The organism is Kitasatospora sp. NBC_01302 (genome assembly GCF_035976515.1).
Lineage (GTDB): Bacteria > Actinomycetota > Actinomycetes > Streptomycetales > Streptomycetaceae > Kitasatospora.
The window spans coordinates 433,638-446,482 of record NZ_CP108404.1; the positions used below are offsets into that span (position 1 = coordinate 433,638).

The 12,845-nt window shown below is 72.1% G+C and carries 12 protein-coding genes; 6 read left to right on the plus strand and 6 right to left on the minus strand.

The features are described from left to right. Positions 1-20 precede the first annotated feature (20 nt). Positions 21-605 carry a TetR/AcrR family transcriptional regulator gene (locus OG294_RS02075; RefSeq protein ID WP_327064628.1) on the plus strand — a complete coding sequence of 195 codons (585 nt, stop codon included), beginning with the start codon at positions 21-23 and terminating at the stop codon, positions 603-605. Positions 606-735: 130 nt separating this feature from the next. Here the strand turns inward: OG294_RS02075 and OG294_RS02080 are convergent, their stop codons facing one another. Next, positions 736-3,714, minus strand: a complete 2,979-nt coding sequence (locus OG294_RS02080) for a DUF7507 domain-containing protein (RefSeq protein WP_327064629.1) — start codon at positions 3,712-3,714, stop codon at positions 736-738. A 292-nt stretch (positions 3,715-4,006) separates the two neighbouring features. Here OG294_RS02080 and OG294_RS02085 point away from each other — a divergent pair, with 292 nt between their 5' ends. Both OG294_RS02085 and OG294_RS02090 read left to right on the plus strand, forming a co-directional pair. After that, positions 4,007-4,990, plus strand: a complete 984-nt coding sequence (locus OG294_RS02085; RefSeq protein ID WP_327064630.1) for a hypothetical protein — start codon at positions 4,007-4,009, stop codon at positions 4,988-4,990. A 188-nt stretch (positions 4,991-5,178) separates the two neighbouring features. Continuing rightward, positions 5,179-5,652, plus strand: a complete 474-nt coding sequence (locus OG294_RS02090) for a nuclear transport factor 2 family protein (protein ID WP_327064631.1) — start codon at positions 5,179-5,181, stop codon at positions 5,650-5,652. 12 nt (positions 5,653-5,664) lie between these two features. On the opposite strand, the gene OG294_RS02095 is transcribed toward OG294_RS02090, so the two are convergent. The 3 genes from OG294_RS02095 to OG294_RS02105 form a co-directional block, all read right to left on the minus strand. Continuing rightward, positions 5,665-7,056, minus strand: coding sequence for a glycosyltransferase family 39 protein (locus tag OG294_RS02095; RefSeq protein WP_327064632.1), 1,392 nt, complete (start codon positions 7,054-7,056; stop codon positions 5,665-5,667). Positions 7,057-7,390: 334 nt separating this feature from the next. Beyond that, on the minus strand, positions 7,391-8,104 hold the full coding sequence (locus OG294_RS02100; RefSeq protein ID WP_327064633.1) for a response regulator transcription factor: 714 nt from the start codon (positions 8,102-8,104) through the stop codon (positions 7,391-7,393). Next, on the minus strand, positions 8,101-9,885 hold the full coding sequence (locus OG294_RS02105) for a histidine kinase (RefSeq protein WP_327064634.1): 1,785 nt from the start codon (positions 9,883-9,885) through the stop codon (positions 8,101-8,103). Before OG294_RS02105 ends, OG294_RS02100 begins: the two co-directional genes overlap by 4 nt. Before the next feature lie 85 nt (positions 9,886-9,970). Between OG294_RS02105 and OG294_RS02110 the strand changes: the two genes are divergently transcribed. Genes OG294_RS02110 through OG294_RS02120 form a run of 3 tightly spaced genes read left to right on the plus strand, consistent with a single transcriptional unit; the run spans position 9,971 to position 10,947 of the window. Next, entirely contained in the window at positions 9,971-10,159 is a 189-nt protein-coding gene (locus OG294_RS02110) for a hypothetical protein (protein ID WP_327064635.1), read from the plus strand. Positions 10,160-10,179: 20 nt separating this feature from the next. After that, positions 10,180-10,485 carry a hypothetical protein gene (locus tag OG294_RS02115; protein WP_327064636.1) on the plus strand — a complete coding sequence of 102 codons (306 nt, stop codon included), beginning with the start codon at positions 10,180-10,182 and terminating at the stop codon, positions 10,483-10,485. A gap of 9 nt (positions 10,486-10,494) precedes the next feature. Further along, entirely contained in the window at positions 10,495-10,947 is a 453-nt protein-coding gene (locus tag OG294_RS02120) for a hypothetical protein (RefSeq protein ID WP_327064637.1), read from the plus strand. 284 nt (positions 10,948-11,231) lie between these two features. Here OG294_RS02120 and OG294_RS02125 read toward each other — a convergent pair whose 3' ends face one another. Next, positions 11,232-11,783 (minus strand): YrhB domain-containing protein, encoded by a 552-nt coding sequence (locus tag OG294_RS02125; protein WP_327064638.1) that lies wholly within the window; start codon positions 11,781-11,783, stop codon positions 11,232-11,234. Between the two features lie 94 nt (positions 11,784-11,877). Next, positions 11,878-12,672 (minus strand): helix-turn-helix transcriptional regulator, encoded by a 795-nt coding sequence (locus OG294_RS02130; protein WP_327064639.1) that lies wholly within the window; start codon positions 12,670-12,672, stop codon positions 11,878-11,880. Between the last annotated feature and the right edge of the window lie 173 nt (positions 12,673-12,845).

Consider the following 12,845-nt stretch of genomic DNA (forward strand, 5'->3'; position numbering starts at 1 on the left):
CCTTCTGCTAGCGTCAAGTCATGACGACGAATGACTCCAGCCCACCGCGCGAGCGCATCCTGGCCGCGGCGATGAGGCTCTTCTATGCCCAGGGCGTGCGGGGTGTGGGCATCGACCAGCTGATCCGCGAGTCGGCGGTCGCGAACGCGACCTTCTACCGGCACTTCCCGTCCAAGGACGAGGTGGTGCTCGCCTACGTCCGGGAGCACGACCGGGTGTTCCGCGAGGCCGCCGCAGCGGCGGTGACCGGGCGTTCCCCGCAGGAAGCCGTCAAGGCCGTCTTCGAGGGGATCGCGGCGCAGTTCTGCGAGCCGGGCTTTCGCGGCTGCCCGTTCATCAACGCCGCCGCCGACTACCCCGACCCCGACCATCCGGTCAGCCGGGCGATCCAGGAGCACATGGACTGGTTCCGCGCCCGGTTGCTCGAACTTCTCACCGCCGCCGGCCATCCGGACCCGCAGGGCGCGGCCGACACGCTGCTGATCCTGCGCCACGGCGCGATGAACCAGAGCCGCTTCGCCCCGCCCCGGCGCGTCCGCAGCGCGCTGACCGGGGCGGTGGCCACCGTGCTGGATGAGGCCGGTCCGGGAGCCGGCACGCCCTGACCGGGTGCGGGGAGGGTACGTCCGCGCGGTCCAGGTGCCCGCCGCAGCAACTGGAGCGGCCCGGGAACCAGGTGGTTCCCGGGCCGCTCGGTTCCCGCCGGCTCTCGGTGTTCAGCCGGCGGTGCCTCGACTACCTGGTCCCGCCGTCCAGGCGCCTGCGGGCCTTGGCGATACGGGTCAGGACGGTTCCCAGACCCAGGAGCCCGACTCCGGCGATGCCGGCCGACGCCACCTGCGCACCGGAGTGGGCGAGGGAGCCCCCGTGGTCCTGGGTGTGGGCCTGCGGGGGCACCGGACGGTTCCCGCCGTCGTGGCCGGTGGCGGGAGCGGTGCCCGCGGTGGCGCCGTCGGGGTGGACGTCCCACTGGCCGGGACGGCCGGGCTTGTGGTCGCCCCAGCCGCCCGTGCCGCCGGAGTTGTGGCCGTCGCAGCCGCCGTGGTCGTCGTCCTTGCACGGGGTGCAGGCGATGGCGGTCAGGGTGTTGCTGGTGGCGGTGACGGAGGTGCCGTCAGGGGTGGTACCGGTGACGGTGGCGGTGTCGGTGATCTTCCCCGCCTTCACATCGGCCTCGGTGGTGCTGTAGGTCGCGGTGCAGGTGGTGGAGGCGCCCGGCGCCAGGGTGGCCACCGGGCAGGAGACGACCGGCGTGCCCGGGCCGGAGTCCGTGACAGCGAGCGAACTCAGTGCCACGTTGCCGGTGTTGGTGACGGTGAAGGTGTAGTGCAGGGCCTGTCCGGCGGCGGAGTAGGCGGTCTCCTGAACGGCCTTGACGATCTTCAGGCCCGCGTACGGGACGGTCACGGTGTTGCTGGCGGAGGTGAGGTTCTGTCCGCTGGGGGTGGTGCCGGTGACCTGCGCGGTGTCCACGACCTTGCCGGCGGCGACGTCGGCGTCGGTGGTGGCGTAGCCGGCGGTGCAGTTCTCCGAGGCGCCGGCGGCCAGGGTGGTCTGCGGGCAGCTGACGGTCGGGGTGCCGGGGCCGTTGTCCACCACGGTGATGCCGGTCAGCGGCTGGGCGCCGTTGTTGGTCACCGTGTAGGTGTAGGTGATGGTCTGTCCGGCGGCGGTGAACTGGTCCTGAGCGGCCTTCTTGGTCACCGAGACGGCGTCCAGCGGCGTGACGACCTGGTTGCTGGTGGTCGTGACCGTCTGGCCGCCGGTGTCGGTGCCGGTGGCCTGGCCCTGGTCGGGGATGCTCTTGGCGGCGACGTCGGCCGCGGTGGTGACGTAGGTGGCCTGGCAGGTGGTGGACTGGCCGGGCGCGAGCTGGTTGGTCCCGCAGCCCGAGACGGTGACGCCGGGCGTCAGGTCCGTCACCGTGACGTTGGTCAGCGGGGCCTGGCCGGTGTTGGTGACGGTGTAGGTGTAGTTGATCGTCTCGCCCGGGGCCGTGAAGTCCGGCTGGACGGCCGACTTGGTGATGGTCAGCGCGCGCAGCGGGACGGTGACCGTGTTGCTGGTGGCCGTCACGTTCTGGGTGCCGACGGTGGCGGTCAGGTTTGCGGCGTCGACGATCTTGCCGGCCGTGGCGTCGGCGGCGGTCGCGGTGTAGCTGGCGGTGCAGTTCTCCGAGGCGCCGGCCGCGAGGGTGCTCCCGGGGCACATGACGCTCGGGGCACCGGGGCCGGTGTCGGTGAGCGCGATGTTCGTCAGCGCCACCGGGGCGTTGTTCGTCACGGTGTAGGTGTAGTGGATCGTCTGCCCGGCGACGAACGAGGCCTCGGCCGCCTTCTTGGTGACCGTGGGGGCGGGGACGGTGACCAGCACGGTGGTGGTGCAGCCGGTGGCGCTCGCGCAGGTCCCGCCCGCGATGGTCGGGGCGACGGTGTTGGTCAGCGCGAAGGTGCCGGTGTCGGGGTCGTTGACCTTCACCTGGTAGGTCACCGTGACGGTGGAGCCGGTAGCGGGCGGCGCGGTGAGCGTGCCCGACCAGGTCAAGGTGGTGCCGGTGACGCTCGCGGTTCCCGAGCTGGCGGTCACGGAGCCGGGCACGATCGTGCCGTCGGTGAGCACGGCCGACAGGTCGTCACTGAACCCGGCCGCCGTGGCCGGGTTGGTGCCGGTGTTGGTGACGGTCTCGGTGTAGGTCAAGGTGGCGCCCTGGTTCACCGGGCCGGCCGGGGAGACGGACTTCGCCACGGTGTAGGAGGTGCCGGCCGGCAGGTTGCAGTTCCCGCTGTCCTGGGTGGCGGAGGCGCCGAAGAAGGGGACCCCCGTGTTGACGACGACGGTGGTGGGGATCTCCGCGGTCGAGGAGCCGGTCGGGACCGAGTTCAGCGTCTCGATGGTGCCGTTCGCTCGGAAGGCGTAGATGCTGCCGCCGGACTGGGCCAGACCGTAGACGGAGCCCGGCACGTTGCCGATCTCAGTGATCGTGTCGTCCGGGTGGATGCGGAAGAAGTCGGTCGGGTGAAGCGTGCCCGGATCGAACGCGGCTGCCAGGACGTCACCGTCGGGCAGGGTGATGAAGTCGCCCGCAGAGACGAGCCCGGCCGGGAACGAGGCGGGGAACAGTGTGCTCACCCCGGTGGTCGGGTCGAGTGTCCAGATCTCGTTCGAGTAGAACGACCCGACGAGCAGGCTGCCGTCCGGCCGGGCGCTCAGCGCGTTCGTCGCGTACCCCGCGAAACCAGCAGCCGGGCCGGTGATCGTCACCGAACTCGTCTCCGCGCCGGTCGCCGGGTTGATCGTGTACAGCACCGGCGGCAGGGTGTTCCAGCTCACCGCATACAGCGTGGTGCCGTCCGCACTCCAGGCGATGTCGCCGTAGTCGCGCACCAACGGCACACTGGCCAGCTGGGTGCCGGTCGGGCTGTACTCGAAGAGGTGGTCGTTGCCGCCGCCGCTGTTCGCCCACAGCGGCACCGGCTGACAGGTCAGCGCTCGGGTCCCGGACTTCTCGGACCTCTTGTCCGCGTCATCGCCCGAAGCGGACTTCTTGCCCGCGTGGTCCGCCGACAGCACGGCGGTGGGCCCGAGGGACGCCGCGTCCCGCATCGGGGAGGCCTGGGCCGTGCCCCCTCCCCAGCCTGCCGCCATTCCGACGAGCGCCAGCCCGATCGCCGCGGCGAACCCGCCGCGCGACCGGCAGCGTCTGCTGCGTGCCATACCGTCTCCGTTCCAGTCGGGCGTGATCACAGCCGGAGCCCCACGCCACCACAGCACTACAGTGAGTGATTGTAAAAGCACTATAAGTAGCTAATGTGATCAGATAGCGGCGCCATTCCGACCGGCTCCGCGCCACCACCGCCGCTTGTGGGCCACCTGGCCGCCTGGCGGGCCCCTTCGCGTGGCGCCCCCAACTCCACGGCCCGCAGCCTGGTATCGCTAGGCGGGCGGCACCCAGCGGCCTGCCCGGCCGCCCGCGCGACCCCCACCCCTCTCCCCTGCGAGGACGCCCATGAGCACGCTCACCCAGTACGAGACGCTCGAGCCGGACGAGGACAGACTCGTGGCCGAGATGATCGAGGCGATGCACCACCAGCAGGAGCAGGACTTCCCGCCCGGCGCCACGGGCCGCGCCGCCCACGCCAAGCACACCGGCCTGGTGAAGATCGCCTTCGCCGTGGAGCCCAGCCTGCCCGACCACCTGCGCATCGGCGTCTTCGCCGAGCCCAGGACCTACGAGGGCTGGCTGCGCTTCTCCAGCGGCAACGGCAAGCCGCAGTCCGATGGCGTGAAGGACCTGCGCGGGGCGGCGATCAAGCTGCACGACGTGCCCGGCGAGCGCATCCCCGAGAGCGACGAGCCGACCACCCAGGACTTCATCCTGCTCAACACCCCGGCCATCCCGCTCGGCACGGTCAAGCTCTTCCACGGCGTCATCACGCTCGGCCAGGCCAAGTTCGCCGCCAAGATGCTCCCCACCCACCCGCACGTCGTGGCCGGACTGGCCAAGGCGGTCATCACCCCCACCTCCCCCGCCGACATCCCCTACTGGAGCAACACCGCCTCCCTGCTGGGCCCCGACCAGGTCGTCAAGTACGTCCTGCTGCCCACGTCGACCTACACCAGCCCCAAGCGCGAGAAGCACGACGACTACTACCTGAGCGACCACCTCCAGGAGCACCTCTCCCAGACCGAGGCCACCTTCGACTTCATGGTCCAGGTCCGCACCGACCCCGACACCATGCCCGTCGAGGACATCGCCGTCCGGTGGGACGAGGAGAAGGCGCCGCTCGTGAAGGTCGCCACCGTGACCATCGCCCAGCAGGACTTCCGTACCGCCGAGCGCAACCGGCTCGCCGAGGAACTCACCTTCAGCATCGCCCACGCCCTGAAGGACCACCGCCCGATCGGCGCGGTCGCGCGCGCCCGGATGCACATCTACGGCGGCATGGCCGCCTGGCGCCAGCAGCGCGACCAGCGCACCAGGACCATCTGACCCGCCCTCACCGCTCCCCCGGCCGACCGGCCCGCACGCTGTCCCGGTCCTGCCCGCCGCCCACGCCGACGGCAGGACCGGGCGGTGGTCCGCTCGCGCCGGAGCGGTTGCGGCGGGCGTCGACCGGTTGAGCGGCTCCGCCGGCGGTGCTCTGATACAGGTGTCACTCACATCACGAGGGAGTCGCCGTGTCCGCTCACGAATCGGTCCCGCCGCAGGAGGCCGCCGACCGGCTGGCCATCAGGGAGCTCATCGACGCCTACGCCCACTGCGCCGACCGCCGCGATGCCGAGGGACAGCTGGCCCTGTTCACCGAGGACTGTCGCTTCCTGGTCTTCATGGACGCCACCGCCTCCGAGCCGACCCAGGAACTGCACGGGCGCGAGGCCCTCGCGCCGGTCTTCGACAACCTGAACACCTACCGGGCCACCACCCACTTCAACGGCCAGAGCACCGTGACGCTGGAGGGCGACCGCGCGAGCGGCGAGAGCTACTGCCTGGCCCACCACCTCTCGTACGGCACGGATGCCGAGCGGACGGTCATGATCGCGTCCATCCGCTACCTGGACCGGTTCGTCAGGCGCGAGGGCGCGTGGTTCTTCGCCGAACGACGGCTGATGGTCGACTGGACCGAGACCCGCCCGAGCACTCCGTCGAGTTGACCCGGCCCGTCGTCAACTGTTGCGGCAGTAGGCGGTGATGCGTGCCCCGGTGACCTCGGCGGTGCGGTCGCAGGCGTGGAAGTCGTCGCGCAGCGACGAGCTCTTGGCCGTCTCCCTCGGGTCGTCGTCGGGGGGCTCGTCGGCGGGGTCGTGGACGACGACGATGCGAGGGAAGGCGCGCATCCGGGCGGGGATGTCCTGGGCGGGGAGTTCGACGCCGTCCAGGGTGTCGGAGGAGACCGGGTCCCGGGCGAGGGCGAGGTCGGTCAGGCCCCGGGTGTCCTGGAGGTGGGCCGAGACCCACACGCGGTGCCCCGTCGGGATGAACAGCAGGCCGTCGCCCGGGCGGGCGGCCTGCCGAACGGCGCGGCCCACGGCGGTGGCGTCGTCGTGCCGGCTCTGGGGAGTGCGCAGGTAGAGGCTGACCGGTGCCAGCGCCGCCAGCACCGCCGCCAGCGCGACCCACCCGGTCCAGCGGGGCAGTGGTCGCGAGCCCCAGAGGCGGTCGAGTTCGGCGCCGAGCAGCAGCGCGAACCCGACGGCGCAGTAGAGGACGTAGCGGTCGACGAAGAGCGGCTTGACGACGGCCGCCGCGAGCAGGAGCAGGCCCGGCAGGAGCAGCAGCGGCAGTGCGAGGGCGGACAGGCGCGACAGCTCCCCGGCCCGGACCTGGTGGCGGGCGCACCACAGGCCCGCCAGCGCCATGGCCGTCAGGCCCAGCAGCTGCAGGGCGTCCGGCCAGCCGATCCACGCCACCTGTCCGGCCTGGCGCTCGCTCAGGACGATGAGCGGCAGCGCACCGGCCACCACGCACCCCGCGGCCGTGGCCCAGGCGCGGATCAGCGCCCGTGGACGCTCGGCGAGCACGAGGGCCGTCCCGTGGGCGGGTATCACCAGGGCGGCGAGTTCGTGGACCATGACCGCGCCCCAGAGCAGCACCGCGTAGCCGGCCCACCGCCGCCATGACGACCGGTCGGCGGCATCGAGCAGCAGGCAGGTGGACCAGGTGACCAGGGCGCAGACGATCGCATAGGAGCGCCCTTCCTGCGTGTACTGCTGCACCAGCGGGATCGCTGGGAGGGCCAGGCCGGCCAGCAGGCCGGCGCGGGGGCCGGCCAGGCGCCGGCCCAGGAGCGCGACGCCGCCCGCCGCCAGCGACATGGCGACCACCGAGGGCAGTCGCAGGGTGAGCAGGCCGCCGTCCCAGACGGCGAAGAGCCCGTGCATGAGCAGGTAATAGACGCCGTGCACCAGGTCCACGTGCTGGATGGTGCGCCAGATCTGAGCGGCACTCCGGTGGGCCACTTCACAGGTGACGGCCTCGTCGCCCCACATGCTGTTCCGGCGGCGTATCCCCCACAGTCCCAGGGCGAGGGTGAGCAGGATCGGGGGCAGCACGACCATGCGCTCCCGCCCTGGTGCGGCGGCCCGCGGTCCCGGCGCGGCGGGAGCGATGGCCGTCGCACGCACACCTCGTGGGCGCAGGAGCGAGCGGGCGCGGGTGGCCTCGGGTGACATGTCGGCTCCGGAGTCGCGGGGAGGAGGGGGGAGGAGGTTCGGTGGCTTCCTCTCATCCTCGGAGCGCCGTGCTGTCGAACCGTCGGCCTCAGGGTGTGGATGAGGCGTCTGTCGAAGGTCGGGGCCGGGGGCGTGCGTAGTCCTCAGGGCGGACGGCCGTCTCTGTCCTCCGGCAGAGACGGCGTGCGGGGACGGCTGCTCGGTCCGGCAGCCGCCCCGCTCAGTCCAGCAGCCCCGTCCGGTAGGCGAGGACCGCCGCCTGGACCCGGCTGTCGGTGCCCGTCTTCACCAGGACGGCGCTGACGTGGGTCTTCACCGTGCCCACGCCGATGCCCAGGTGACGCCCGATCTCCGCGTTGGCGAGGCCCTGGCCCAGCAGCGTCAGGACGTCGCGCTCCCGGCCGGTGAGCGCCGCCAGCCGCTGCTCGGGCACCGAGGCGGAGAGCGGTGCTGACGCCCCCTCAGGTCCCGGCCGGGTGGGATCCGCGTCGAGCATGCGCCCGATGACGGCGCGGGTGACCTTGGGCGAGAGGACGGCGTCGCCCGCGGCGGCGGCCCGGACCGCGCTGATCAGCTCCTGCGGGCCCTCGTCCTTGAGGAGGAAGCCGGTGGCGCCGGACCGCAGCGCCCGCGTCACGTTCTTCTCGTCGCCGAAGGTGGTGAGCATGACGACCTGCGGCCGGGAGCGCAGGGCCAGCAGGCGCTCGATCGTGGCGAGCCCGTCGAGCACGGGCATCCGGATGTCGATCAGGACCACGTCGGGACGGGTCTCAGCGGCGACCCGCACGGCCTCCTCGCCGTTCACCGCCTCGCCGACCACCTCGATGCCCTCGGCATGACGCAGGATCAGCCGCACGCCGTGCCGGATCAGCTCCTCGTCGTCGGCGAGCAGGACCCGGATCGGGCGGTGGTCGCGAGCGGGCAGGTCGGTCACGGGGACTCCCAGGGTGCTGTGCGCGACACCATGGGCACGGTGAAGCGGTCGATCGTGGCCAACGTATCGCCACGGAAGCAGTAGCGGGTGATGCCGAGGCGGTCGGGATCCTGCCCGGTGCCCGCGGCGGCGGAGTCCGCACGGCCGCTGTCCCCGGCCGGCGGCGTGGAGTCGCCGAACGACGCCGTCGAGTACATGCAGCTCGTCACGGACTGCGCGTGGGCCGGCTCGTGACCCGTCGCCGCCGCGCGCGCCTCCGAGCTGTCGTACACGGCCTGCTGCACCGTCGTGCGCGGCATCCCGATCCGGGGCGGCTGCTGATCGCGAGCGCCGGGAACGGGATCGGGTGCCGGGAACGCGTGAGCGACCAGCAGGAGGCCGCACAGCATCATCACACCCACGCCCATGAGGCCGAGGAGCCCGCTGAGGGCGTTGACGGCACGGCGTTGGACAGCGGTGGGCGAGAGGCCGGGGCGCGGCGCGGACGGCAGTCCGGGCGACGATTCGGGCATCGGTTCGGGCGACGGTTCACGCATCGGTTCGGGCGACGGAGCGCCCGTGACGGCCCGGCGCGCTCCCGGGTCCGGCCGCGCCGGGATCCGTGCCGTCACCGCGAAGCCGCCGGACGGCGTCGGGCCCGCCTCCAGGGTGCCGCCGAGCAGTGCGACCCGTTCCCGCAGCCCGACATGGCCGCGCCCCGAGCCCAGGCCGGTCCCCGCCTGCGGGGCCACGGGCGGCGGCTCGTTGCGCACCCGCACGTCCACCCGGCGGTCGGTGTGGGTGACCGCCACGGTGACCTGGGCCCCGGCCGCGTACCGGTGCACGTTGGTCAGCGACTCGCGCACCACACGGTGCACCGCACGCCGCACCTGGGCCGCGCGGTCGTTCAGGTCCGGGCCGTCCCAGGTGAGCTCGACGGGTATGCCGCCGCTGCGCGACTCCTCGGCCAGCGCCTCGACGTCTGACCTGGTCCCCGTCGTGTCGGTCAGCGCGTCGGTCCCGGTGTCCCGTCCCAACGGGCCCAGGACACCGAGCACTTCACGCAGCTCCCGCATCGCCTCCGCGACGGCCCGGCGCACCAGGACCGCCTCGTCGCGCAGTTCGGGCGACTCCTTCTGCAGGGCCATCTCCAGGCCACCCGTGTGCAGCGAGATCACGCTGAGCCGGTGGCCGATCAGGTCGTGCATCTCGGCGGCGATCCGGGACCGTTCCTGGATCCGGGACTCGCTCTCCGCGAGCAGGCGGGCCCCCTCCGCGGCGGCGGCCCTCTCCCGAAGCGCCCGCAGCAGCCGCTCCTCCTGTCCGCTCGAGATGCCGAGAAGTCCCGGCACCACCAGGGTGGTTGCGGCGAGTACGGCACCGAGCGCGAGCCCGAACGCATGGCGCCCGATCCCGATGACCGGGGCGAACGCCGCACACGCCAGCATCGCCAGCACGGCCGAGGCGGGCAGCACGACGATGCGGCGCCGAGGAGTCACCAGGTGCCTGGCCGTGGTGTACGCGACCACGGCGGCCGGCAGCCCGGCGGCGGTGGGCAGCAGGCCCACGACGACGGAGATGCCCAGCAGGCTCGTCGTGGGAAAGCGACGGCGGCCGGCGAGCAGGGCAAGGGCGGCGACGGCGAGGAGCAGCTGGATGCCGCCCAACGAGCCCGATCTCCGCACGATCTGATCGGTCAGGACCATCAGCAGCGCGCCGCCGCTCACTTCTGCGAGCGCGCGCCACGGTCCCCGGCCCTGTCTGCCAGGGGCCGTGAACGGAGTTCGGGAGATGGTGGCCATCGGCCCATTGTCGGGGGCAGCGGCGGGCGTCCGTGTGCGACCTGGGGATGAGGTGCTGCTCCGCCGAAGGCCAGGGTCGCCGGCCGTGGCGCCCGGCGCGTACGTGCTGTCGATGCTCGGGGTGGACGTGGGCGGGGTGATCGTCGACCGCGTCGCCGCCGGCGAGGACACCTCGTTCTTCGGCTCGCAGCCCTTGCTGACTCCGGCGGTGGAGGGCGTGTTCGAAGTCCTGGCCCGGCTGACGGCGGAGCCCTTCGAGGGACGGGTGCACTGATCTCGAAGGCCGGCCCGAAGGTGGCCGCGAACACCCGGGCGTGGCTGCACCACCACGAGTTCTTCCGTCGCACCGGCATCCCCACCGCGAACCTGCAGTTCGTTCGCGAGCGTGCCGACAAGGCCCCGATCTGCACGCGGTCGGGCCTCACGCACTTCGTCGACGACTGCCTCGGCGTCCTGGGGCATCTCACCACGGTCAGCCACCGCTACCTGTTCACCGGCGGGCTGGGCGACACTCCGGCCCCGAGCGGGACACCGGCGTGGGCGACGGCGGTGTGCACCTGGGCCGAGCCCGCCGACGCGGTGACATGCGGCTGCCGGTAGCCTGCCCCGGTGGCTGAGGTTTGGGACGAGCGGCAGTTGGCCGCCGACGGGTTCGAGCATGTGTCCAGCGAGTTGGACTGGTACGACGGTCCCCGCGGCGGGCTCGTCGGCGTGGGCGGAGTGCCCCACTACTTCCGGTGCCATGACGTCGACCTCGCCGTTGCACCGGACGAGTACTTCGTGTGGCCGGCGGACGCGGCGCTGGCCGGGCTGGAGCGGGAGCAGTGGGCACTCTTCGTCGAGTGGAACCAGCGGTACGAGGACGGCACCGCTGGCTTTGAGCGGCACCCCGGCCACGGCGGCGTCGACGCCCGGTACGACGAGCTGACGGCCTTGCTCACCCCGCACCGGCAAGCGCCCGCAGGCGCACGGTTGCTGGTCGCCGAGTGGCGCTACGACGACGGGGACCGGTACCGGGTCGACGGGGTCGACTACTGGGTTCGGTGGCGCGAACGGCGATAGCCGAGCAGGCCGGGCCGTCCGGCGGTGCTGACCAGTCTCTTCACGTCGTCGGGTTCAGTGGTTCGGCGAGCTCGCGCGGCAGTTCTCCGCCGGCCAGTACTGTGCTTCACAGGGCCCTGGATCCACCGGCCCAGTTACGGACGCCCCGGACGACGTCCACCCTCCTGTCGCTGACCCCGGTCAGCAGCACACTGAACTCCGGGTCCGCCATGATCCACCCTTCCCGGCTCTCGTGAGCCTGGTCGTGGCGGGCGGCCACGCCACGCCAGGTCTTGATCTTCTGATTAGCGGTCGGCCTTCTCCTGGGTGAAGCCCGTGCTGCGGATGGTGCGGATGCTGAGGACCGGATCGAGGGGCGGAACGAGGGTGCTGGTAGCGAGGTCCACCAGGTGCGCTGGTGCGGTGCCGGCCTGCAGGGCGGTGACGTATTCGACGGCCTGTGCGTGGGTGAGTGTCCGGACTCGCTGTCGCAGCTGGTGCATGGCGCTGATTCTTCCGTTGGCCGCGGCCGCCTGGCGGATCGCCTCGTGCAGGTCGTCCACTGCGGTGCGGGTGGTCATCTTCCGGATACGGGTCCGGTAGTCCAGCTCCCAGGCGCCACTCACCGCGGCGACCGGTCCGATCTGGTGGAGACTCCCGTCGAGGCGATCCACCAGGTACGGGCCGTTGCCGCCCAGGAGCTGGCCCGGGTCGCCCGTGCGGAGGTGATCCGCGGATTGGTAGGAGATGATCCAGACGAGTTCGTGCTCCTCGACCCCGGCCACCAGCAACCGCCCCGAGTACCTGCGGTCGAGATCCTCCTGAGCCACCCGGATCGCGAAGTCACGCTCGATCATGCCCGGCAGCATCTCGTACGGCGCGGAACACGTACAGGGGATTTCGCCCTTCGAGCGCGTTGTGGGCCGAGGGCGAAGGCTGCCTAACGCGGCACTAGCGTCGGCCCAGGGCCGGGACGGCGCCGAGCGTGGCCGCTCGGACTCCGGCCTGGAACCGGCTCGAGGCGCCCAGTTGGTGCAGGATCTCCGCGATATGGCGTCGGCACGTCCGCAGGGAGATCCCCAGCCGCCGGGCCACCGCTTCGTCCTTGGCCCCCTCCGCGAGCATCCGGACGATCCGCTGTTTGAGCTCCACCTCGGTGCCCGGGATCGGCGCCGACTCCTGCGGGTGCACCGCCTGCGCCCAGGTGGCCTCGAAGAACAGCGCCAACTGCCGTACCAAGGGCGGCTGCTGGACCACGGTGACCTGGACCGCGCCCGGTGCGGGGATCAGCGCGATGGCCTCGTCGATGATGAGGACCTCGTCCAGTTCGGTCCAGACCGTCCTGACCAGGCAACCGTCCTCCCCCGGCACCATCGTCCCCGCCAGGCTCGCCGGGCAGCTGAGCAACTCCCGCACGGCCAGCCGGGGCGACGGCCAGACCGCACCCCGCGTTCTCAGACGGTCCAGGAACGTCGTGTCGGACGTGCGGACATGGCAGACGCACTGCGCACCCTCGGCGAGCACGGCCACCACCAGGCGGACAGCCTCCTCGCACGTCAGCACCGCCGGGCGGCCCTCCTCCCGGCGGCGACGCTCGTTCTGCTCGGTCAGGGACCTCACCTGCGCCTGTGCCAGCGCCAACTCGGCCTGCCACCGCTCCAACTGGCCGGAGAGTCCCACCAACAGCTCGGCGACCGCCGCCAGGGAGCCCACGGCCCCGACGGTGGAACCGATGTCACTGCTCATCTGCGGCCCTTCTTCACGCGTCCCCGCGAACCGGTCATGGCGGCCGGCCAACGTGCGGCCCCCGCAACGATCTCAGCCGGGGGCGAAGATCACATGGGTGCTGCGCCCCCAGGTTCCGCGGTGGATGCCCGTACACACCGGTGGGTCGGGGATCGGCCGATGACGGTGGGCCG

Excerpts from the sequence above, each read along its gene's own strand:
- OG294_RS02075 (WP_327064628.1), top strand. The coding sequence starts at position 21 with ATGACGACGAATGACTCCAGCCCACCGCGCGAGCGCATCCTGGCCGCG.
- OG294_RS02080 (WP_327064629.1), bottom strand. The coding sequence starts at position 3,714 with ATGGCACGCAGCAGACGCTGCCGGTCGCGCGGCGGGTTCGCCGCGGCG.
- OG294_RS02085 (WP_327064630.1), top strand. The coding sequence starts at position 4,007 with ATGAGCACGCTCACCCAGTACGAGACGCTCGAGCCGGACGAGGACAGA.
- OG294_RS02095 (WP_327064632.1), bottom strand. The coding sequence starts at position 7,056 with ATGGTCGTGCTGCCCCCGATCCTGCTCACCCTCGCCCTGGGACTGTGG.
- OG294_RS02105 (WP_327064634.1), bottom strand. The coding sequence starts at position 9,885 with ATGGCCACCATCTCCCGAACTCCGTTCACGGCCCCTGGCAGACAGGGC.
- OG294_RS02125 (WP_327064638.1), bottom strand. The coding sequence starts at position 11,783 with ATGATCGAGCGTGACTTCGCGATCCGGGTGGCTCAGGAGGATCTCGAC.
- OG294_RS02130 (WP_327064639.1), bottom strand. The coding sequence starts at position 12,672 with ATGAGCAGTGACATCGGTTCCACCGTCGGGGCCGTGGGCTCCCTGGCG.